The organism is Stenotrophomonas sp. YJH_SMC_19, assembly GCF_059367915.1.
Map to the genome: position 1 here is coordinate 239,176 of NZ_JCAFRI010000004.1, position 21,193 is coordinate 260,368.

The 21,193-nt window shown below is 66.6% G+C and carries 18 protein-coding genes; 4 read left to right on the plus strand and 14 right to left on the minus strand.

Annotated features, from left to right (window positions below; genetic code table 11):
• Positions 1–6: 6 nt before the first annotated feature.
• From pheT to thrS, 6 genes are all read right to left on the minus strand, one after another.
• A complete protein-coding gene (pheT, locus tag AC5P5R_RS07310; RefSeq protein ID WP_099497999.1) occupies positions 7–2,388 on the minus strand; it encodes a phenylalanine--tRNA ligase subunit beta in 2,382 nt (793 codons plus the stop codon).
• A gap of 120 nt (positions 2,389–2,508) precedes the next feature.
• Positions 2,509–3,504, minus strand: coding sequence for a phenylalanine--tRNA ligase subunit alpha (locus AC5P5R_RS07315; protein WP_005410434.1), 996 nt, complete (start codon positions 3,502–3,504; stop codon positions 2,509–2,511).
• A gap of 192 nt (positions 3,505–3,696) precedes the next feature.
• Positions 3,697–4,056, minus strand: a complete 360-nt coding sequence (rplT, locus tag AC5P5R_RS07320; protein WP_005410435.1) for a 50S ribosomal protein L20 — start codon at positions 4,054–4,056, stop codon at positions 3,697–3,699.
• An 11-nt stretch (positions 4,057–4,067) separates the two neighbouring features.
• The gene (gene rpmI / locus AC5P5R_RS07325) at positions 4,068–4,265 is read right to left on the minus strand and encodes a 50S ribosomal protein L35 (protein WP_005410436.1); all 198 of its coding nucleotides are present in this window, start codon (positions 4,263–4,265) and stop codon (positions 4,068–4,070) included.
• Positions 4,266–4,530: 265 nt separating this feature from the next.
• Positions 4,531–5,073: a translation initiation factor IF-3 gene (gene infC / locus AC5P5R_RS07330; protein WP_005410437.1), complete on the minus strand. Its 543-nt coding sequence runs from the start codon at positions 5,071–5,073 to the stop codon at positions 4,531–4,533.
• 48 nt (positions 5,074–5,121) lie between these two features.
• Complete coding sequence (gene thrS, locus AC5P5R_RS07335) at positions 5,122–7,023, minus strand: threonine--tRNA ligase (protein WP_005410438.1); 1,902 nt, start codon at positions 7,021–7,023, stop codon at positions 5,122–5,124.
• A 429-nt stretch (positions 7,024–7,452) separates the two neighbouring features.
• Here thrS and AC5P5R_RS07340 point away from each other — a divergent pair, with 429 nt between their 5' ends.
• Genes AC5P5R_RS07340 through AC5P5R_RS07350 form a run of 3 tightly spaced genes read left to right on the plus strand, consistent with a single transcriptional unit; the run spans position 7,453 to position 9,582 of the window.
• Positions 7,453–7,749 carry a hypothetical protein gene (locus tag AC5P5R_RS07340; protein WP_005410439.1) on the plus strand — a complete coding sequence of 99 codons (297 nt, stop codon included), beginning with the start codon at positions 7,453–7,455 and terminating at the stop codon, positions 7,747–7,749.
• The gene (locus AC5P5R_RS07345) at positions 7,749–8,012 is read left to right on the plus strand and encodes a hypothetical protein (protein WP_005410440.1); all 264 of its coding nucleotides are present in this window, start codon (positions 7,749–7,751) and stop codon (positions 8,010–8,012) included. Before AC5P5R_RS07340 ends, AC5P5R_RS07345 begins: the two co-directional genes overlap by 1 nt.
• A 10-nt stretch (positions 8,013–8,022) precedes the next feature.
• Complete coding sequence (locus AC5P5R_RS07350) at positions 8,023–9,582, plus strand: PepSY-associated TM helix domain-containing protein (protein ID WP_005414066.1); 1,560 nt, start codon at positions 8,023–8,025, stop codon at positions 9,580–9,582.
• A 129-nt stretch (positions 9,583–9,711) separates the two neighbouring features.
• Here AC5P5R_RS07350 and AC5P5R_RS07355 read toward each other — a convergent pair whose 3' ends face one another.
• Positions 9,712–10,104 carry a VOC family protein gene (locus tag AC5P5R_RS07355; protein WP_005410442.1) on the minus strand — a complete coding sequence of 131 codons (393 nt, stop codon included), beginning with the start codon at positions 10,102–10,104 and terminating at the stop codon, positions 9,712–9,714.
• 90 nt (positions 10,105–10,194) lie between these two features.
• Positions 10,195–11,385 (minus strand): glycoside hydrolase family 18 protein, encoded by a 1,191-nt coding sequence (locus tag AC5P5R_RS07360; protein WP_012480874.1) that lies wholly within the window; start codon positions 11,383–11,385, stop codon positions 10,195–10,197.
• Positions 11,386–11,601: 216 nt separating this feature from the next.
• Here AC5P5R_RS07360 and AC5P5R_RS07365 point away from each other — a divergent pair, with 216 nt between their 5' ends.
• Positions 11,602–12,588, plus strand: a complete 987-nt coding sequence (locus AC5P5R_RS07365; protein WP_223846433.1) for a tetratricopeptide repeat protein — start codon at positions 11,602–11,604, stop codon at positions 12,586–12,588.
• A 127-nt stretch (positions 12,589–12,715) separates the two neighbouring features.
• On the opposite strand, the gene pnp is transcribed toward AC5P5R_RS07365, so the two are convergent.
• The 6 genes from pnp to nusA form a co-directional block, all read right to left on the minus strand.
• On the minus strand, positions 12,716–14,824 hold the full coding sequence (gene pnp / locus AC5P5R_RS07370; RefSeq protein ID WP_005410444.1) for a polyribonucleotide nucleotidyltransferase: 2,109 nt from the start codon (positions 14,822–14,824) through the stop codon (positions 12,716–12,718).
• 151 nt (positions 14,825–14,975) lie between these two features.
• Positions 14,976–15,236 carry a 30S ribosomal protein S15 gene (rpsO, locus tag AC5P5R_RS07375; RefSeq protein WP_005410445.1) on the minus strand — a complete coding sequence of 87 codons (261 nt, stop codon included), beginning with the start codon at positions 15,234–15,236 and terminating at the stop codon, positions 14,976–14,978.
• A 172-nt stretch (positions 15,237–15,408) separates the two neighbouring features.
• Entirely contained in the window at positions 15,409–16,317 is a 909-nt protein-coding gene (gene truB, locus AC5P5R_RS07380) for a tRNA pseudouridine(55) synthase TruB (protein WP_005410446.1), read from the minus strand.
• A 107-nt stretch (positions 16,318–16,424) separates the two neighbouring features.
• Complete coding sequence (gene rbfA / locus AC5P5R_RS07385) at positions 16,425–16,808, minus strand: 30S ribosome-binding factor RbfA (RefSeq protein WP_005410447.1); 384 nt, start codon at positions 16,806–16,808, stop codon at positions 16,425–16,427.
• A gap of 132 nt (positions 16,809–16,940) precedes the next feature.
• On the minus strand, positions 16,941–19,586 hold the full coding sequence (gene infB / locus AC5P5R_RS07390; RefSeq protein ID WP_005410448.1) for a translation initiation factor IF-2: 2,646 nt from the start codon (positions 19,584–19,586) through the stop codon (positions 16,941–16,943).
• Between the two features lie 92 nt (positions 19,587–19,678).
• On the minus strand, positions 19,679–21,190 hold the full coding sequence (gene nusA / locus AC5P5R_RS07395) for a transcription termination factor NusA (RefSeq protein ID WP_005410449.1): 1,512 nt from the start codon (positions 21,188–21,190) through the stop codon (positions 19,679–19,681).
• Between the last annotated feature and the right edge of the window lie 3 nt (positions 21,191–21,193).

Genomic DNA, 21,193 nt, shown 5'->3' on the forward strand with positions numbered 1-21,193 from the left:
GCCCGCTCAGCCGCGGATCCGGGCGTGGTGTTCACGCTCGATGGCAGTGACCGCCTCGGCCACCACCGCATCCACGTCGCGGTCCGTCAGAGTGCGCGACTTGTCCTGCAAAATCAAGCCCATAGCGAGACTCTTGAAGCCCGGCTCGACGCCCTGGCCAACATAGCGGTCGAACAGGTTCAGGTCGCGCAGCAGCGGGCCGGCGGCCTGGCGGACGGTCGCCGCCAGGTCGGCCCAGGCCACCTGCTCAGGCACCAGGAACGCCAGGTCGCGGCGCACCGCCGGGAAGCGCGACAGCTCGCCGGCACGCGGCAGGCGACGGGCGGTCAGCGGCTCCAGGTCCAGCTCGAAGGCGTACACGTCGGCCTCGATCTCCATCGCCCGCGCCAGGCGCGGATGGATCTGGCCGATCCAGCCGATGGCCACGCCATCGCGGAACACCTCGGCCGAACGCGCCGGGTGGCCGTAGGCGCGGGCCGACGGACGGAACTCCAGCTGCGCGCCACTGGCAGCCGCCAGCGATTCCAGGTCGCCCTTCAGGTCATGGAAATCGACCTTGCGGGTCGGCAGGCCCCACTGCACCGCCTGCGCCTCACCGCAGACCGCAGCGGCCACGCGCGGGGTTTCCAGCGGCGCCGGTTGGCCGTCTCCGCCCTGCTGGGCAAACACACGGCCGATCTCGAACAGGCGCACGCGGCCCAGCTGGCGCGCGGCATTGCGGCCAAGCGTGGCGACCAGGCCCGGCAGCAGCGACGGACGCATCACCGCCAGTTCCGCCGACAGCGGGTTGGCCAGCGGCACCAGACCGTCGCGCAGCTGCCACTGGGTCAGCAGCGCGTCGTCGACGAAGGCGAAGTTGACGGTTTCCTGCTGGTCACGGGCGATCAGCTGGCGGCGCACGCTCAGCGCGTCCAGCTGGGTCTCGCTCGGCATCGCCACGCGTGAGGCACCGCCCGGCAGCGTGGTCGGGATCTGCTCGTAACCGTGGATGCGGGCCAGCTCTTCGATCAGGTCTTCTTCGATGGCGATGTCGAAGCGGCGGCTCGGCGCCGTGACCTGCCAGCCCTCGGCGGTAGCAACCACGTCCATGCCCAGCGCGCGCAGGATGCGCTCGACTTCGGCATCGTCGATGCTGATGCCGAGCACGCGGGTGATGCGGGCGCGGCGCAGCACGATGGTCGCCGGCTGCGGCAGATCGGCTTCACGCACGGCCTCGGTGACCGGTGCCGGGGTACCGCCGGCCAGGTCCAGCACCAGGCGGGTGGCGTACTCGATCGCGGTGCGCGGCAGCGCCGGATCGACGCCGCGCTCGAAGCGATGGCCGGCATCGGTGTGCAGGCCCAGCTTGCGGCCACGGCCCATGATCGCGGCCGGCGCGAAGTGCGCGGCTTCCAGGAACACGGCGGTGGTCGCGTCGGTGACGCGGGTGTCGAAGCCGCCCATCAGGCCGGCCAGGCCGACCGCACGGTCAGCATCGGTGACCACCAGGAAGCTGTCGTCCAGCGCAGCATCGCGGCCGTCCAGCAGCTTCAGCGTCTCGCCCGCGCGCGAACGGCGCACGGCGATGCTGCCCTGCAGGGTGCCCAGGTCGTAGGCGTGCATCGGCTGGCCCAGCTCCAGCATCACGTACTGGGTGATGTCGACCAGCAGCGAGACCGGACGCACGCCGCTGCGGCGCAGGCGCTCGGCCATCCACAGCGGGGTCCTGGCGGCAGCATTGACGCCTTCGATGACACGGCCCAGGTAACGCGGCGCTTCGGCGCCGGCGTCGAGCTGGATCGACAGTTCGCGGTTGCCAACCGGCACGATGGCATCGGCGGCGAAATCCAGCACTTCACTGCGGGTGGCGGCGGCGACGTCGTAGGCGATGCCGCGCAGGCTGAAGCAGTCGGCGCGGTTCGGGGTCAGCTTGATCTCGATGCTGGCGTCCGGCAGGCCCAGGTACTCGACCAGGGTCTGGCCGATCGGGGCATCGTCCGGCAGTTCCAGCAGGCCGGACGCATCGCTGTCCAGGCCCAGCTCCTTGGCCGAGCACAGCATGCCGTTGGACTCGACGCCACGCAGCTTGGCCGGCTTGATCTTCAGCTCGCCGATCTGCGCGCCAACCATCGCCAGCGGCGCGACCAGGCCCGGGCGTGCGTTCGGTGCGCCGCACACGATCTGCAGCAGTTCGCCCTGCCCGGCATCGACCCTGCACACCTGCAGGCGGTCGGCTTCCGGATGGCGCACGGCTTCAACGATGCGTGCCACGACCACGTGATCGAGGCCTTCGCCAAGCGCGGTTACTTCTTCCACTTCCAGGCCGATGGCGGTCAGCACCGCGCTCAGCTCATCGCGCGAGGCGGAGGTCGGGACGTGGCTGCGCAGCCAGTTTTCGGAGAATTTCATGGTGTCACCCTGGTGGGAGGCGGGCCTCCCGTTGCGGTTTTTGGGGTCGCCCAGCGCATGCGCAAGCAGGCGTCCATCCAGAAAGCAGCCGAGCGTGGCTCGGCTCTACACGGTTGCGGCTTACGCGAACTGCTTCAGGAACCGCACATCGTTCTCGAAGAACGCGCGCAGGTCGTTGACGCCGTAGCGCAGCATCGCAAAGCGCTCCACGCCCATGCCGAAGGCGAAGCCGGTGTAGCGCTCCGGATCGATGCCGACGTTGCGCAGCACGTTCGGATGCACCATGCCGCAACCGAGCACTTCCAGCCAGCGGGTGCTGCCATCGGGCTGCTGCCAGGCGATGTCCACTTCCGCGCCCGGTTCAACGAACGGGAAGTAGCTGGGACGGAAACGCATCTCGAAATCGCGCTCGAAGAACGCGCGCACGAACTCGGCCAACGTGCCCTTCAGGTCGGCGAAGGTCGAATGCTCGTCGACCAGCAGGCCTTCCACCTGATGGAACATCGGCGAGTGGGTCTGGTCGCTGTCGCTGCGGTACACCTTGCCGGCGGCGATCATGCGCAGCGGCGGCGCGTGGTCGCCCATGTAGCGCACCTGCACACCGGAGGTATGCGTGCGCAGGAGGCGGCCGTCGCCGAAGTAGAAGGTGTCATGCATGGCGCGCGCCGGGTGGTGCGGCGGGAAGTTCAGCGCCTCGAAGTTGTGCCAGTCGTCCTCGATCTCCGGCCCTTCCGACAGCTCGTAGCCCAGCCGGCCGAAGATGCCGGTGATGCGCTCCAGGGTGCGGGTGATCGGGTGCAGGCCGGCACGGTCGCCATTGCGGCCCGGCAGGGTGATGTCGATGGCTTCGGCGGCCAGGCGCGCATCCAGTGCCGCGTCTTCCAGCAGCGCCTTGCGCTCGCCCAGCGCGCGGGTCAGCACGTCGCGGGCCTGGTTGATCGCTTCACCGGCGGCCTTGCGCTCGTCGGCCGGCAGGGCACCGAGCTGCTTGAGCTGCGAGGTGATGCTGCCGCTCTTGCCAAGCAGGGCCACGCGCAGCTGCTCCAGCACGTCGGGGCTCTGTGCGGCGGCCACATCGGCCAGCGCCTGAGTGGTGAGGGATTGGATGTCGCTCATGGGGGGCTGGAACTCCAGTCGATCTGCCATCGCGATGCGCGAAGGGCCGACCCCTGTCGCCACCGCCGTCCCCGCGCTGCCGTCGTGGCCTCGCCGGGACCCAAAAAAGAATGGGGAAGGACTTGCGCCCTTCCCCATGCATTGCCTTGACCTGACACCGTCCGAGTGAACGGTTACGGCATCGGGAAGGACTTATGCCGCCAGCGCGCCCTTGGCCTTTTCGGCCAGCGCAGCAAAACCGGCTGCGTCGTGCACGGCGATGTCAGCCAGGACCTTGCGATCCAGGGTGATGCCGGCCTTCAGCAGACCGTTCATGAAGCGGCTGTAGCTCAGGCCGTTGATGCGGGCAGCCGCATTGATACGGGTGATCCACAGCGAACGGAAGTTGCGCTTCTTCTGCTTACGGCCGATGTAGGCGTACTGCTGTGCCTTGATGACCGCCTGCTTGGCGACGCGGAAGACCTTGCGGCGGGCGTTGTAATAGCCCTTGGCGAGATCCAGGATTTTCTTGTGGCGGCGACGCGCCTGTACGCCACGCTTAACTCGTGCCATTTTTCAGTTCCTCAGAGGTAAGGGAGCATGCGGTCCAGACGGCCTGCGTCTTCTGCACGGACATGGCCCGTCTGACGCAGATTACGCTTACGCTTGGTCGCTTTCTTCGTGAGGATGTGGCTACGGTTGGCGTGGCCGCACTTGTACTTGCCCGAGGCGGTCTTGCGGAAACGCTTGGCCGCTGCCCGGTTGGTCTTGATCTTGGGCATTGCAATGTCCTTGATGGGATATGACCCTGGTTTCTGACTGATCTGGCGGCGGCCTGGGCCGCTCTTTCCGTCCTGCCATGATCGGCGTACGACCCGTCCTGGGTGGGTCGAGCCGGGCATGATACAGGCAAAACCGCCCTGCCACCAGCCCCTGCAACCCTTTACCGGCGATTCACCGGCGTCCTGCAAAAGCAAAGGGACGCCAGCGGCGTCCCCTCACCCTGAACCCTTCAGCCAGGCGCCCCGGAAGGCGGCCCGTCAGGCCTCAGGTCTTCTTCTTCGGCGCGATCATCATGACCATCTGACGCCCTTCCAGGCGCGGACGGGATTCAATGACGATGTCCTCGCCCAGATCGGTCTCGATCCGGTTGGCCATTTCGCGGCCCAGTTCCTGGTGGCTCATTTCACGGCCACGGAAACGGATGTTGACCTTGATCTTGTCACCATCTTCGAGGAACCCGCGCATCTTGCGCAGCTTGATCTGGTAGTCGCCCTCGTCCGTGACCGGACGGAACTTCACTTCCTTGATCTCGACCTGCTTGGTCTTCTTCTTGGCCTCGCTGGCCTTCTTCTGCGCTTCGAACTTGAACTTGCCGAAGTCCATGATCTTGCAGACCGGCGGATCGGCCTGCGGCTGGATCTCGACCAGGTCCAGGCCTTCATCTTCGGCCATGGACAGCGCTTCGTCGCGCGACAACACGCCGATCATTTCTCCGTCACTGCCGATCACGCGGACGCGCGGCACACGGATTTCCTGATTCTTGCGGTTCTGTTTGTTGTCAGGGGTGCTGATATTACGTTCTCCCAAGGGTATCGAACCGGTCCGGGTGCCTGTGCGCCCGGACCGGACCTTTGCTTACGCGCCCTCGGCGTGGAGCCGCTCGATGAAGGCCTGCAGGCTCATGCTGCCCAGGTCTTCGCCAGAACGCGTACGCACCGCCACAGCCCCATTTTCCTTCTCGCGGTCACCGATGACCAGCAGGTAGGGCACGCGCTGCAACGTATGCTCGCGGATTTTATAGCCGATCTTCTCGTTACGCAAATCCGAGCTGACGCGGAAGCCTTGCTCCGCAAGGGTTTTGGTCACGCCCGAGACGTAGTCGGCCTGGGCGTCGGTGATGTTGGCCACCACCACCTGGGTCGGCGCCAGCCAAGCCGGGAACTGGCCGGCATGGTGCTCGATCAGGATGCCCAGGAAGCGCTCCATCGAGCCGACGATGGCGCGGTGCAGCATGACCGGGTGCTTCTTCTGGCTGTTCTCGTCCACGTACTCGGCGCCCAGGCGGCCCGGCATCATGAAGTCGACCTGCATGGTGCCCAGCTGCCAGGTACGGCCGATGGCATCCTTCAGGTGGTACTCGATCTTCGGGCCGTAGAAGGCGCCCTCGCCCGGCAGCTCCTGCCATTCCACGCCACAGGCGGTCAGCGCCGAGCGCAGCGCGCCTTCGGCCTTGTCCCAGGTGGCGTCGTCGCCCAGGCGCGATTCCGGGCGCAGCGCGATCTTGATCTGGATCTCGTCGAAACCGAAGTGCTGGTAGACCGCCAGCGCCTGCTGGTGGAAGGCCGTCACTTCCGACTCGATCTGGTTTTCCGTGCAGAACACGTGGCCGTCGTCCTGGGTGAAGCCACGCACGCGCAGGATGCCGTGCAGCGCGCCGGACGGCTCGTTGCGATGGCACGAACCGAACTCACCATAGCGGATCGGCAGGTCGCGGTAGCTGTGCAGGCCCTGGTTGAACACCTGGATGTGGCCCGGGCAGTTCATCGGCTTGACCGCGTACGTGCGCTTCTCCGATTCGGTGAAGAACATGTTGTCCTGGTAGTTGTCCCAGTGACCGGACTTCTTCCACAGGCTCACGTCCAGGATCTGCGGGCAGCGCACTTCGCCATAGCCGCTGTTGCGGTAGACCTTGCGCATGTACTGCTCGACCACCTGCCACAGCGCCCAGCCCTTCGGGTGCCAGAACACCAGGCCCGGTGCTTCTTCCTGCAGGTGGAACAGGTCCTGCTGCTTGCCGATGCGGCGGTGGTCGCGCATTTCAGCTTCTTCGATGCGCTTGATGTACGCCTCGAGCTGCTTCTTGTCGGCCCAGGCGGTGCCGTAGATGCGCTGCAGCTGCTCGTTCTGCGCGTCGCCGCGCCAGTAGGCGCCGGAGATGCGGGTCAGCTTGAAGGCCTTCAGGAAGCGCGTGTTCGGCACGTGCGGGCCACGGCACATGTCCACGTATTCCTGGTGGTAGTACATGCCCATCGCCTGGATGTCGTCGGACATGTCCTCGATCAGGCGCAGCTTGTAGTCCTCGCCACGGGCCTTGAAGATCTCGATCACTTCGGCGCGCGGGGTCATCTTCTTGATGACGTCGTAGTCCTGGGCGATCAGCTCGCCCATGCGCTTCTCGATCGCGGCCATGTCGTCCGGGGTGAACGGGCGCTCGGAGTAGATGTCGTAATAGAAGCCTTCGGCGATCACCGGGCCGATCACCATCTTCACGTCCGGGTAGAGCTGCTTGACGGCGTGGCCGACCAGGTGGGCGCAGGAGTGGCGGATGATCTCCACGCCCTCCTCGTCCTTGGCGGTGATGATGCGCAGGCTGGCATCGTGGTCGATGACGTCGCTGGCATCGACCAGCACGCCATCCACGGCACCGGCGATGGTGGCCTTGGCCAGGCCGGCGCCGATCGACTGGGCGACCTCCATGACGCTGACGGGGTTTTCAAATTCGCGGCGGCTGCCGTCGGGAAGAGTAATGTTGATCATCGCAGTGGCTTCGTGCGGGGCCCGCTGGGCGGGCTGGAAAGCGTTCCCGGGGCGGCGCCCGGGCAATAAAAAAGCGCCGCGAGGGCGCCTGGAACACAGGGCCTTCGGGGGCAGGTCAACAGTGGGCGGTGGTAGTGCTCATGTCGCACGCTCGGCCGGCGCTGGGCGCGGGCCACCTTGTTCCAGTCAGGGTTCTACGATGATCTTAAACCAGCGCACGGGAAAGCCCAAGGGCTACCGTACGGTCGGCTGAATGTGCCTCGCTGGCGGCGTGAAATCGCAATGATTACCATGTCGGCGCAGGCCGCTCCGTGCCAGCCTGCCCGCTTTCCCCCAGGACCCCGTGATGCGCCACCCGCTCCGACCGGCTTCCGCCGGCCCCGTCCGTGCCCCGCGTTCGCCGGCCCGCTGCCGCGCCGGCCGCCCGCAATGATCACCGTCGGCCTTTCCACGCTCGGCTTCTGCAGCCTGGGCATGCTGGCAGCGATGTTCTCGGCGCTGGCCTTCTATGCCGCTTCGCCGCATTGCCGCTGGCCGCGCCTGCGCCGCGCCGGCCGCCTGGGCCGCCAGATCGGCCTGGTCGCCGCTGCCGCCGCGCTGTGGCTGTGGATGGCCGAGCTCGGCTTTGCCGCCGGCCTGGTGGCGATGTTGTGCACCTGGATGCTGGCCGCGATGCTGTTGCCGGCGCTGGCCGCCTGGCACCGTCCCGGCACGGAGTCGCCCTGATGTGGCCGCGCGCCTTCGCTGGCACCGTGGCCGGCTTCCTCCTGGCCGCGGCCGCGACCGGCCTGCTGGCATGGGTACCGCCCGGCCCCTGGCAGCGGGCGCTGGTGCCGACCCTGATCGCTTTCATCCCGCTGTGGATGCTGGCCGCCCTGTGGGCGTTCAGTTTCCGCAGCGCGCTGCGCGCCTGGCTGGTGCTGGGTGGCAGCGCCGCCGCCGGCTTCGCCATGCTCGGGCTGCTGCGCCTGACCGGCGCAGTGCAATGAGACCTCTCCCATGAAGTTCAGTTCGCAGACCCTGCGCACGTTCACCACCCTGCATACCTGGGTCGGCCTGGTGGCCGGCTTCGGCCTGTTCGTGGCCTTCTACGCAGGTGCGCTGACCCTGTTCCATCACGACCTGCCACTGTGGCAGACCCCGGGAGCCGCCACCGCACTGCCCGCCGGGCTGGACGATGCGCAGTACCTGCTGGAAGACGTGCTGGCTGCGCATCCGGAGGCACGCCGCCACGTCGGCATGACCTTCCCCGGCGCCGAACACCCGCAGCCGCTTGCGTACTGGCAGGCCGATGACGGCAGCTGGCGCTATGCCTGGCCCGGCCAGATCGCCGGCAGCCCCACACCACCGCAGACCGGACTGGCCGAACTGGTCAACGAGCTCCATTACAGCCTCGGCCTGCCCGTAGCCGGGATCTACGTGATGGGCATTGTCAGCCTGCTGTACGGCATGGCACTGCTCAGCGGCCTGGTGATCCATCTGCCGAAGCTGCTCGGCGACCTGTTCGCGCTGCGTCCGGGCCGCAACCTGAAGCAGCTGTGGCAGGACGCGCACAACGTGATCGGCGTGCTCAGCCTGCCTTTCCACCTGATGTTCGCGGTGACCGGTGCCCTGCTCTGCCTGGTGTTCGTGCAGATGGCCCTGCTCAACCCGTTGATCTACGACGGCAAGGCGCTGCAGGCGGTGCCGACGGCGATGGACACCGCGCCCGTGCGCGATGCCAGTGGCATTCCGGCACCGCCGGGCAGCCTGCGCGTGCTGCATGCGCGCGCGCTTGAAGTCGCCCGCGCACAGGGCGTGGCCAACTTCGAACCGGCCTACCTGAAGCTGGCCAATGCCGGCGATGCCAATGCCACCATCGAGATCACCGGCGAATCCACCGGCACGCTCGGCCCGCTTGGCGCGGTGGCGCTGGACGTGGCCACCGGCGACGTTCTGGCCTCGCAGCTGCCGGGCCAGCGCGACGCCAACCACGCCACGCTCAGCGCCGCCTACGCGCTGCACTTCGGCGAATTCGGCAACGGCGTGGTGGTCTGGCTGTACTTCCTGCTCGGCCTTGGCGGTGCGTTCCTGTTCTATTCGGGCAACCTGCTGTGGATCGAGTCGCGGCGCAAGCGTCGCCAGCCGCAGCAGCCGCGCGCCGGGGTGAACATGGCGCGGGCGACGGTCGGCGTGTGCATCGGCCTGTGCGTGGCGATCTCGGTCGCGTTCGTCACCGCGCTGGTGCTGGAGCGGCTGGCGCCGACAGCGGTCGATCGCGGCATCCGCTGGGCCTGCTTCGGCAGTTGGGCGGCCTGTGCGCTGTGGGCCGCGCTGCGACGCCCGGCGCAGGCCGCACGCGAGTTGCTGTGGGCGGCGGCGATCAGTACCGCGCTGGTACCGGTGCTGCACGGCGCACTCAATGGTGACTGGCTGTGGCGCGCCGCCGCGCGTGGCCACTGGCCGCTGTTCTGGGTCGACGCCATCGCGCTGGCCATGGCCTTCGGCTTTGCCCGCCTGGCAGTGGCCAGCCAGCGCCGCGCCCGCAACGGCGATCCCAACAGCGTCTGGGCCAACTGAACCTTCGCCGGGCATGCCCCGGCGCTACCTGCCATTGCGCGCAACGCCCCCTGTAGCGTCGAGCTTGCTCGACAGCTGTTGATTTCGCGCCAAGCACCGTCGAGCAAGCTCGACGCTACCCAAGCAGGATCATGCCTCGCCGGGGTAACGACTCACTTCGATCAGGTTGCCATCCGGGTCGCGGAAGTACACCGATTCGATCGGCCCCAGCGCACCGGTGCGCGCAACCGGCCCCTCCTCCACTGCAACGGACTGCGCCTGCAGGTGGGACAGCACATCGACTGTCGCCATGCGCGTGACCAGGCACAGGTCGGCACTGCCCGGCGTGGGCCGCAGCGCATGCGGCTGCAGCGGGGCACTGGCCGCATGCAGATTGATCTTCTGCTGGCCGAACTGCAGCGCGGTACGACCCGCGCCGAAGCGCACGACCTGCATGCCGAGCACGCGCTGGTAGAAATCACAGCTGCGGTCGATGTCGGCGACGGTGAGGACCAGGTGGTCCAGGCGTTCAAGATGGATCATGCCCGCAGCGTAACGCTGCGGGCGTGGCCATGCTGTGCGGGGTTGGGCCAATGGCGTTGCGGCATTGCGCCGGGCATCGCCTGATGCAGCTCAATCGCCGATGCGCGCCTTCTGCCACGGGCCCAGCATGGCGTTGAGCAGGCTGGCCTGTTCGTCGTCGCCGGTCAGCTCCCACATGAACACCCCGGCCAGGCCCTGCTCGCGGGCGAACTGCGCACGCAGGCCGATCGAGCGCGGGTCTTCATAGCTGATGAAGATCTTCTGCCCGGCGTTGTACAGCCACGGGCTCTGCGCCTGCGGCTGCCAGTGTTTCGTCCAACCCGGCTGATCGAGATAGCGCGCCTTGATCACCCGCCAGTCGCCGGCATCGGCCGGCGCACTGTAGGACTGGTACAGACCATCCGCTGCATCGCCGGTGACCTTGAAGCCGCGCCCGTAGAACGGTACGCCCAGCACCAGCTTCTCGGCCGGCACGCCGTGCTCGCGGTAGTACTGCACCGCGCCGGCCACGTTGTTCCAGCGCCGCAGCTCCGGGGCCAGCGGATCGGCCGGCACTTCATGCAGCGGCGCATTGAAGGTCGACACCGCAGAGAAACCGGTGCCCATGTCGTAGCTCATCAGGTTGATGAAATCGAACACCTTGGCCAACGCCGGCAGGTCGTAGCTGGCGGCCGGATCGTAGGGGCCATCGGTCTGCAGGCGACCGGCGGCCAGTGCGGCGGTCAGCAGCATCGGCTGTCGCTCCTTGCGCCCGTGCGCGTCGAGTGCCACGCGGAACGCCTGCGCGAGCCTGGTCAGATTGGCGCGATCCTGCGGGCGGTGCGCCAGCTCCTTCGGGCCGCCACTGACAGGAAATTCCCAGTCGATATCCACGCCATCGAAGCTGCCGGCATGGCGATCGAAGAACAGTGCCATGCACGAGTCGACCAGGCGCTTGCGGCTGGCCTCGGTCAGCGCTGCATCGGAGAACCCACCTGCGCCCCATCCGCCAATTGAGATCAGCGTGCGCAGATGCGGGTGCGCCTTCTTCAGCTCGGCCAGCGCCGCGAAATTCTTCGGCGCTTCGGCACCGATCGTGCAGCGCCCGTCCTCGATGGTGGAGAACGCGTAGAACAGATGGGTGAGGCGCTCGGCCGGAATGCTCGACACCGGGTAGCGCTCGGCCGAACCACCGGGGTAGTAGGCACCGAAGATCGGTGGCTGCGCGGGCGCCGCATGCACGGCAATGGGCAAGGCACCGGCAATCAGCACGGCAAGGACAGCCACGGTCTGGCGGAACATGGGATCTCCCGGTTCGAAGGCGCAGCCACGTTAGCAAACGGATGGGGCTGTGGGACGGTTGTCGCGGCATGTCGTCCAGTGGACAGGCACGCCGCATCCCTTGACGACATCGGGGCAGACATGCGATTGCCGTCATGCACTGCAGCAGGACACACACCGACGCCGGTCTCCCATGCATCGGCTAAGGTAGCCGCGGACCTCCAACCGTGCATGGACATGAGCACCGACCACAACGACATTGACGACGGCGACCTGCTGGACGACGAAATCCTCGACGAACACCAGGCACTGGAGGCACGCGCCTACGCCGTTTTCCGCGAGGGCGACCTGCAGCAGGCAGTGGCGCTGTTCGGCGAGCTGATCGCACTCGCTCCCGAAGTGCCGTATCTGCATTACATGCGCGGATTGGCGCACAAATACCTGCGCGACTGGGCTGCCTCGCTGCAGGACAACCGGCAATCAGAACAGCTGCGCGGCGAGTTCGATGAAGCCACCGCGTGGAATGCCGGTATCGCCGCCACCGGCGCCGGTGACTGGGCCGAAGCGCGCCGCCAATGGGCCCGCTGTGGCATCACCCTGCCCGAGGGCGAAGGTCCGATCGAGGGCAACTTCGGCGTGGCCTGTGTGCGCTTGGCACCGTGGTCCGATGCCGAAGTGGTGTATATGAGCCGCATTGATCCGGTGCGTGCACGCATCGACAACGTACCGCTGCCCGAAAGCGGCTTCCGCTTCGGCGACATCGTGCTGCACGACGGCGCATCAACCGGCCATCGCACCTACGGCGAGCGCCAGGTGCCGGTGTTCAACGCGATACAGCGCCTGCAGGCATCGGACATGACGACCTTCACCGTGTTCGTGCAGTGTGATTCGGCCGATGACATCGCTGCCCTGGAGGCCATCACGCTGCCAGGCATCGGCATGGTCGAGGACTGGACGGCCACCGTGCGCCGGCTGTGCCGCCGCTGCAGCTACGGCACGCCGCACCAGCATGGTGATGAGGCGCCAGATGAAGACCAATGGAGACGCGAACGTGACCTCGGCGTGGCCGCACAGGGCCGGGCTGCGGTGGAAAAGCTCATGGCGGTGTGGGGCGCTGCAGCCCCCAGCCGGGTGCTGGAGGCCATCGAACAGCGCGAGCACCCGATGAGCGCCCCGGAGCCAGGCCAGGTCTGGTGGCTGGGGGAGGACGAAGAAGGCGCGTAAGTGCAAGGACCAACGGTCCTCATCCACAGGATTCCAGGCAAAGAAAAAGCGGGCCGAAGCCCGCTTTTTCATTTGCGAAAGCGTGAGGACCAACGGTCCTCACCCACCGCACAATCAGCAATACCGATTATTCGGCGCTGGCGGCGTCGCCTTCTTCCACGGCCTTCATCGACAGGCGGATACGGCCCTGCTTGTCGACTTCCAGCACCTTGACCTTGACCACATCGCCTTCCTTCAGCACGTCGCCGACCTTCTCGACGCGATCGCTGGAGATCTGCGACACGTGGACCAGACCGTCCTTGCCCGGCAGGATGGTGACGAACGCACCGAAGTCCATGATCTTGGCGACCTTGCCTTCATAGATGCGGCCCGGTTCGACGTCCGAGGTGATCTGCTCGATGCGGGCCTTGGCGGCCTGCGCAGCGATGGCGTTGACCGAAGCGATGACGATGGTGCCGTCGTCCTGGATGTCGATCTGGGTGCCGGTTTCCTTGGTGATGGCCTGGATGGTCGAACCACCCTTGCCGATCACTTCGCGGATCTTGTCCGGGTGGATCTTGATGGTCAGCAGGCGCGGCGCGTAGTCCGACAGCTCTTCACGCGGAGCGGTCAGGCCGTGGGCCATTTCGCCCAGGATGTGCAGACGGCCAGCCTTCGCCTGCTGCAGGGCCTGCTTCATGATCTCTTCGGTGATGCCTTCGATCTTGATGTCCATCTGCAGGGCGGAAATGCCCTCAGCGGTACCGGCGACCTTGAAGTCCATGTCGCCCAGGTGATCTTCGTCACCCAGGATGTCGGACAGGACGACGAAGCGCTCGCCTTCCTTGACCAGGCCCATGGCGATACCGGCCACCGGAGCCTTCACCGGCACGCCGGCGTCCATCAGGGCCAGCGACGAGCCGCAGACCGAGGCCATCGACGAGGAACCGTTCGACTCGGTGATTTCCGAGACGACGCGGATGGTGTACGGGAAGGCTTCCAGCGACGGCATGACAGCCAGCACGCCGCGCTTGGCCAGGCGACCGTGGCCGATTTCGCGGCGCTTCGGGCCCATCATGCGGCCGCACTCACCCACCGAGAACGGGGGGAAGTTGTAGTGGAACAGGAAGTTTTCCTTGTACTCACCGGCAACGGCGTCAATGACCTGGCCGTCACGGGCGGTGCCCAGGGTGATGGTCACGATGGCCTGGGTTTCGCCACGGGTGAACAGCGAGGAACCGTGGGTACGCGGCAGCACGCCGGTCTTCACGGCGATCGGGCGGACGGTGTCCAGCGCACGGCCGTCGATACGGACCTTGGTGTCCAGCACCGAGTCACGCATGGTGCGGTATTCCAGCTCGCCGAATTCCTTCGACAGCTCGGCCGGGTTCCAGCCTTCGGCGGCCACGCGGCCAGCCAGGGTTTCGAACACGTCCTTCTTGATTGCCGAGATGGCGTCACGGCGCTGCAGCTTGTCACGCACCTGGAAGGCTTCGCCCAGGCGCGGGCCGATGGCTTCCTTCAGGGCGGAGATCAGCGCGTCGTTCTTGGCCGGGGCTTCCCAGGTCGACGGCTTGGTGCCGGCTTCGACGGTCAGCTCGTTGATCGCGTTGATGACCTTCTGCATTTCGCGGTGACCGAAGGTCACGGCGCCCAGCATCACTTCTTCGGACAGCAGCGCGGCTTCGGATTCAACCATCAGCACGGCGTTGGAGGTACCGGCGACGACCAGTTCCAGCTGCGAGTCAGCCAGTTCGCTGACGGTCGGGTTCAGGATGTACTCGCCGTTCTTGTAACCGACCTTGGCAGCGCCGATCGGACCCATGAACGGGGTGCCGGCCAGGGCCAGGGCAGCCGAGGCACCGATCAGGGCCGGGATGTCGCCGTCCACGTCCGGGTTCAACGACATGACCGTGGCGATGATCTGCACTTCGTTCTTGTAGTCTTCCGGGAACAGCGGACGGATCGGACGGTCGATCAGACGCGAGATCAGGGTTTCCTTCTCGGTCGCACGGCCTTCACGCTTGAAGAAACCACCCGGGATACGGCCGCCGGCGTAGAACTTTTCCTGATAATCGACGGTCAGCGGGAAGAAGTCCTGGCCTTCGCGCGCGCTCTTGGCGGCGACGGCGGTGACCAGCAGTACGGTGTCGTCCATCTTGACGATGACGGCGCCGCTGGCCTGACGGGCAACTTCGCCGGTCTCAAGCGTGACGGTGTGCTTGCCGTACTGGAAGGTTTTGGTGATTTTTGCCACGGAGGGTGTCCTTGGGGATGCTGTCTGCGAATTTGGACCGTCGGCGACCCTTGCCGCCAGCGGGTGGCCGGATCGTTCCGGCCTGAATCGGGGATTGCGGTACTACAAAACAAAACCGCGGCGCATCGCTGCGCCGCGGGGGATTCGTTGCTTAGCGACGCAGGCCAAGCTTCTCGATCAGGGCCTTGTAGCGCTCGACGTCCTTCTTCTTCAGGTAGTCGAGCAGGCTGCGACGGCGGTTGACCATCTGCAGCAGGCCGCGGCGGCTGTGGTGGTCCTTCTTGTGGGTCTTGAAGTGGCCGGTCAGCAGTTCGATGCGGGCGGTCAGCAGCGCAACCTGGACTTCCGGGGAGCCGGTGTCAGCCGAGCTGCGCTTGTTGTCTTCAATGACCTTCTGGGTGTCGATCGACATTTCTTTTTCTCTGTGATGCGTGGCCGGCAGGAACGCGCTTCGCGCACCGCCAGGCTCGCCGTGGACTACGAGGATGAAACCTGCGCCAGGCAGGCTGCCGGAAAACGGCCGCGAAATTGTAACGGTCGGGGGCTTCCGGGACAAGGACCGGGGCTGAACCGCCCGGGCCCGGTCAGAGGTTGAAACGACGCTGCGGGGCCAGCAGGCCGCTTTCGTCGACCTGGCCCAGGCCCTGGACAGCGTCGTCCGGACCAAACACCGCCACCAGGCCACGCGGCCAGGACAGATCGCGCTGGCGCTGGCCGACGCAGAAGCGGTGGGCCTGGTCGGCATCCAGGTCGACCCGCGGGTACTCGGCCAGGCCGGCCGCCAGCGGCAGCAGCAGCGCGTCCATGCCCGCCTCGTCACCCGCCTCGACCATCGCCCGCAGCTGGTCCAGAGTGACCATCACCGGCTCACGGAACGGCTCGACCCAGAGCCGACGCAGTGCGCTGATGTGGGCACCACAGCCCAGCGCCTCGCCCAGGTCGCGGGCCAGGCTGCGGATGTAGGTGCCGGAGCCGCAGGTCACGCGCAGCCGCAACCGTTCCGGCTGCTGCTCCAGCACCTCGATGGCATGTACCTGCACCTCGCGTTCGGGCGCTTCGATGACATCGCCGCGGCGGGCCTTCACATACAGCGGCTCACCGCCCTGCTTCAGCGCCGAATAGATCGGGGCACGCTGGCGGATGTTGCCGGTCAGCGCCGCCAGTGCGGCCTGCAGCGCTTCGGCACTGATGGCCGGCACCGGGCGCTGCAGCAGCACCTGGCCTTCGGCATCGTCGGTATCGGTGGTCTGGCCCAGAACGATCTCGGCGTCGTAGGCCTTGGCCGAGCCGAGCAGCAGGCCGGCGATCTTGGTTGCCTCGCCGAAGCACAGCGGCAGCAGGCCGGTGGCCAGCGGGTCAAGGCTGCCGGTGTGCCCCCCTTTCTCGGCGCGGAACAGGCGGCGGGCTACCTGCAGGGCGGCGTTGGAACTCATGCCGGTCGACTTGTCGAGCAGCAGGATGCCATCCAGGCGGCGGAACTGAATTCGGGTCATGGCAGAATTTTGTAGGGTCGAGCCATGCTCGACTGCCGCAGCGCGGTCTGCATCAGACATCGCGCAGCCGGAATGCAACAACGCCGGGCATGCCCGGCGCCACGCGGTTATTCTTCGTCGCTCTCGCGACGCTTCTCCGCGGCCAGCGTATCGGGCAGGTCGCGCAGGATGTTGTCGATGTGCTCACCACGGTCGACCGAGTCGTCGTAGTGGAAATGCAGCTCCGGCACGTGGCGCAGCTTCATCGCGCGTGCCAGGTCCATGCGCAGGCGGTAGCCCAGCTCCTTCAGGCCGGCCACGGCTTCGGCCGAACGTTCCGGCATCAGCGCGGTGACGAACACCTTGGCATGGGCCATGTCGCGGGTGATTTCCACGTCGGACACGCTCACCGAGGGCAACCCATGCTCGCGCACGGCGTTGTGCACCAGGGTGCCGAGTTCACGGCGCAGCTGGGCGGAGACACGGTCGGTTCGATGGAAAGTCTTGGGCACGAGGAGCTCTTCGTTCAGTTGTCGCCCGACCAACGGTCGGGCGCTACCTTTGATTCGATTGTCGCCCGACCAACCGTCGGGCGCTACAGGTCCATGGTGGGGCCCGACCGTTGGTCGGGCCACCTTGCAGCATTACAGGGTGCGCGGCACTTCGATACGCTCGAAGCACTCGATCTGGTCACCCGGCTTGACGTCGTTGTAGGCCTTCACCGCGATACCGCACTCGGTACCGTTGCGGACTTCCTCGACGTTCTCCTTGAAGCGACGCAGCGATTCCAGCTCGCCCTCGAAGATCACCACGCTGTCGCGCAGCACGCGGATCGGCTTGTTGCGCCTGACCACGCCCTCGATGACCATCGAGCCGGCAACGGCGCCCAGCTTGGAGCTGCGGAACACGTCGCGGACCTCGGCGATACCGATGATCTCTTCGCGGATCTCCACGCCCAGCAGACCGGAGGCCACCTGCTTCACCTGATCGATCACGTCATAGATGATCGAGAAGTAGCGCAGGTCCACGCCGTTGGATTCGATGATGCGACGGGCCGAAGCATCCGCACGCACGTTGAAGCCGATGACGGTGGCCTTCGAAGCGGCCGCCGAGTTGGCGTCCGATTCGGTGATGCCGCCCACGCCGGAGTGGATCACGTTGATGCGGATGTCTTCGTTGGACAGCGCCACCAGCGCCTGGCTGAGGGCCTGCACCGAACCCTGCACGTCGGCCTTGATGACCAGGTTGAGGACCTGCTGGCCCTCGCCCTTGCCCAGGGTCGCCATGATGTCTTCCATGCGGCTGCCGGCGGTGGCGACCAGGCGCGATTCACGGCGCTTGGTCTCACGCTGCTGGGCAACGTCCTTGGCCAGGCGCTCGTCCTCGACCACCACGAAGTCGTCACCGGCTTCCGGCACGCCGGACAGGCCCAGGACCTGCACCGGGATGGACGGGCCGGCGAATTCCGGCTGCTTGCCGGTTTCGTCGAACAGCGCACGCACGCGGCCGTACTGGATGCCGCACACCAGGTAGTCGCCCTTCTTCAGGCGGCCCTGCTGCACCAGCACGGTAGCGACCGGGCCGCGGCCCTTGTCCAGCGACGATTCGATCACCACGCCCGAGGCGCGGCCTTCGTCGACGGCCTTCAGTTCCAGCAGTTCGGCCTGGATCGAGATGGCGTCCAGCAGGTCGTCGATGCCCAGGCCGGTCTTGGCCGAGATCTCCACCATCTGGGTGTCACCACCGAAATCTTCGGCCACGACCTGCTCGGACAGCAGTTCGTTCTTGACCCGCATCGGGTCGGCGTCGGACTTGTCGATCTTGTTGATCGCCACGATCAGCGGCACACCCGCCGAACGGGCGTGCTGGATCGCTTCCTTGGTCTGCGGCATGACGCCGTCATCGGCGGCCACGACCAGCACCACGATATCGGTCAGCTTGGCGCCGCGGGCACGCATCGAGGTGAAGGCAGCATGGCCCGGGGTATCCAGGAAGCTGATCACGCCCTTCGGCGTATCCACGTGGTAGGCACCGATGTGCTGGGTGATGCCGCCGGCTTCGCCGGTGGCGACCTTGGTGCGGCGGATGTAATCCAGCAGCGAGGTCTTGCCGTGATCGACGTGGCCCATGATGGTGACCACCGGCGGACGCTGGGTGGCTTCGCCCTGGTTTTCACCGGTCGAGGCCAGCAGTGCGTCCTCGGCGTCGTTGTCGTTGGCACGGATCGCCTTGTGGCCGAGTTCTTCGGTCACCAGCGCGGCGGTGTCGTGGTCGATGGACTGGGTGATGGTGGCCATCACGCCCATCTTGAACAGCGCCTTGACCACCTCGCCGCCCTTCAGCGCGAGCTTCTGCGCCAGGTCGGCCACGGTGATCGTGTCGCCGATCGCCACTTCACGCACCACCGGCGCGGTCGGACGCTCGAAGGCGTGCGGGCCGGCATTGTTGCCACCGCGCGACATGTCGCGACGGCCACCGGCCTGGTTACGGCCGCCCGGCCGACCACGGGTGTTGCTGTTGTTGCTGTTGCCACGACGCGCACGGTCGGCAGCCGACAGGTGCATCTGGCCGGCGAAACGGTCGCCCGGGCCACGCTCGTTGCGCGGCGCGCTGCGGTTGTTGCGGTCGTCGTTGCGCGGCGGCGGCGGCGCACTGCGCGGCGCAGCCGGAGCGGCTGCCGGCGTGCGCGGCGGACGCGGCGCGGTTTCATCGATCGGAGCGCGCTTGGGCTTGGTGGCCGCCAGTGCCTCGGCAGCCTTGGCGGCGGCCGCAGCTTCCTCGGCAGCCTTCTTCTCGGCCTCTGCGCGTTCCTTGGCCGCAATCTCTTCCTCACGGGCACGGACGATGGCTTCGTCGCGCAGACGATCCTTCTCGGCCAGGGCCTGCTGTTCGGCGAGGTTGCGGGCGCGCGACTCTTCCAGCTTGCGCAGGATGTCGGCGCGCTCTTCGTCCGGCGTCATGGCGCGCGCACCATCCTTGACGTAGGTGCGCTTCTGGCGCACCTCGACATTCACGGTCGTCTTGCTGCGACCGGAATTGACCGTCACTTCCTGCTGCTTCCGGCGGTTGAGCGTGATCTTCTTTGCAGACTGATCGCTCTCTTCCGGGGCCTGCTCGGGCTTGCCGTGCGAACGACGAAGGAAGCCCAGGAGCTTCACCTTCTCGGAGCTGGTCACGACCTGGTCGGGACCGCTGAACTTCATGCCGGCACCGGCCAGCTGTTCCAGCAGTTTTTCGACCGGCGTGTTGACCAGTTCGGCAAGCTTGCGGATGGTGGTTTGCTGCGACATTCGGATCCTATGATCTTGTGGGCGCCCCCCCGCATCTGGAGGTGGCGCGGATTCTACGCCCTGAGCGGCTCAGGGCCCTGTTCATTGCCGGCTCATTCGCCGCGTTCCAGTCGGGCGATCTCTTCGGCACGGGCGGCCAGGATCAGCGCAGCGGCGCGCGCCTGATCCAGTCCTTCGATGCCGAAGTCCATGACCTCGTCGGCGGCCAGGTCGGACAGGTCCTCGCTGGTACGCACGCCGTGGCCGGCCAGCGCATATGCGGTGGCTTCGTCCATGCCCTTCAGGGACAGCAGGTCCTGCGCCGGCTGGCCGTCTTCAAGGCCTTCTTCGACTGCCAGGGCCTCATTGAGCAGCGCATCGCGGGCACGAGCGCGCAGCTCTTCGACGATGTCCTCGTCGAAACCTTCCACGGCCAGCAGTTCACCGACCGGGACATATGCGATTTCCTCGACGGTGCCGAAGCCTTCGCTGACCAGGATGCCGGCGATTTCCTCGTCCACTTCCAGCTTGTCCATGAACAGCTGGCGGGCCGAAGCCTGCTCGGCCTCCGACTTGGCGGTGACCTGGTCCTGGGTCATCACGTTGAGCTGCCAGCCGGTCAGGCGGCTGGCCAGGCGCACGTTCTGGCCGCCCTTGCCGATCGCCTGGGCCAGGCGGTCTTCGGCAACGGCCAGGTCCATCGAGTGCTTGTCTTCATCGACGATGATCGACTGCACTTCGGCCGGCGCCATCGCGTTGATGACGAAGTTGGCCGGGTTGTCGTTCCACAGCACGATGTCCACGCGCTCGCCATTGAGCTCGTTGGACACGGCCTGCACGCGCGAACCGCGCATGCCGATGCAGGCACCGATCGGATCGGTGCGCTGGTCGTGGGCGAGCACGGCGATCTTGGCGCGGTCGCCCGGATCACGGGCGCAGGCCTTGATTTCCACCAGGCCCTGGCCGACTTCCGGCACTTCCAGCTTGAACAGCTCGATCATGAATTCCGGGGCGGCGCGGCTGATGAACAGCTGCGGGCCACGGGGTTCCGAACGGACTTCGGCCAGGTAGCCGCGCACGCGGTCACCGGCGCGCAGCACGTCGCGCGGAATGCCCTTGTCCTTCGGAATGAAGCCTTCGGCATTGCCACCGAGGTCGACATAGATGTTGCCGCGCTCGGCGCGCTTGACCACACCGGTGATCAGTTCGCCGACGCGATCCTTCCACGCATCCACGACCTGCTGGCGCTCGGCCTCGCGCACGCGCTGGACGATGACCTGCTTGGCGGCCTGGGCGGCGATGCGGCCGAAGTCCGGGTTCTCGATCTGCTCTTCGATGTAGTCGCCGACGTCCACGCCTTCGGCCTCGTCGACGGCGTCCATCAGGCGGATCTGGCGGTCCGGCGATTCCATGACCACGTCGTCGGCCACCACTTCCCAGCGGCGGAAGGTTTCGTAGCTGCCATCCTTGTGGTCGATGACCACGCGGGTCAGCACTTCCTCGTCGGGATAGCGCTTCTTCGCTGCCGAGGCCAGGGCGGCCTCGATGGCATCGAAGATCACTTCACGCGGCACGCCCTTCTCGTTGGCGACCGCGTCGACTACCAGCAACAGTTCCTTGCTCATTGG

Bases quoted from the DNA above. Each gene is read 5' to 3' on its own strand.
- pheT (WP_099497999.1), bottom strand. From the start codon at position 2,388: ATGAAATTCTCCGAAAACTGGCTGCGCAGCCACGTCCCGACCTCCGCC.
- AC5P5R_RS07315 (WP_005410434.1), bottom strand. From the start codon at position 3,504: ATGAGCGACATCCAATCCCTCACCACTCAGGCGCTGGCCGATGTGGCC.
- rplT (WP_005410435.1), bottom strand. From the start codon at position 4,056: ATGGCACGAGTTAAGCGTGGCGTACAGGCGCGTCGCCGCCACAAGAAA.
- rpmI (WP_005410436.1), bottom strand. From the start codon at position 4,265: ATGCCCAAGATCAAGACCAACCGGGCAGCGGCCAAGCGTTTCCGCAAG.
- thrS (WP_005410438.1), bottom strand. From the start codon at position 7,023: ATGATCAACATTACTCTTCCCGACGGCAGCCGCCGCGAATTTGAAAAC.
- AC5P5R_RS07340 (WP_005410439.1), top strand. From the start codon at position 7,453: ATGATCACCGTCGGCCTTTCCACGCTCGGCTTCTGCAGCCTGGGCATG.
- AC5P5R_RS07345 (WP_005410440.1), top strand. From the start codon at position 7,749: ATGTGGCCGCGCGCCTTCGCTGGCACCGTGGCCGGCTTCCTCCTGGCC.
- AC5P5R_RS07350 (WP_005414066.1), top strand. From the start codon at position 8,023: ATGAAGTTCAGTTCGCAGACCCTGCGCACGTTCACCACCCTGCATACC.
- AC5P5R_RS07355 (WP_005410442.1), bottom strand. From the start codon at position 10,104: ATGATCCATCTTGAACGCCTGGACCACCTGGTCCTCACCGTCGCCGAC.
- AC5P5R_RS07360 (WP_012480874.1), bottom strand. From the start codon at position 11,385: ATGTTCCGCCAGACCGTGGCTGTCCTTGCCGTGCTGATTGCCGGTGCC.
- AC5P5R_RS07365 (WP_223846433.1), top strand. From the start codon at position 11,602: ATGAGCACCGACCACAACGACATTGACGACGGCGACCTGCTGGACGAC.
- rpsO (WP_005410445.1), bottom strand. From the start codon at position 15,236: ATGTCGATCGACACCCAGAAGGTCATTGAAGACAACAAGCGCAGCTCG.
- truB (WP_005410446.1), bottom strand. From the start codon at position 16,317: ATGACCCGAATTCAGTTCCGCCGCCTGGATGGCATCCTGCTGCTCGAC.
- infB (WP_005410448.1), bottom strand. From the start codon at position 19,586: ATGTCGCAGCAAACCACCATCCGCAAGCTTGCCGAACTGGTCAACACG.
- nusA (WP_005410449.1), bottom strand. From the start codon at position 21,190: ATGAGCAAGGAACTGTTGCTGGTAGTCGACGCGGTCGCCAACGAGAAG.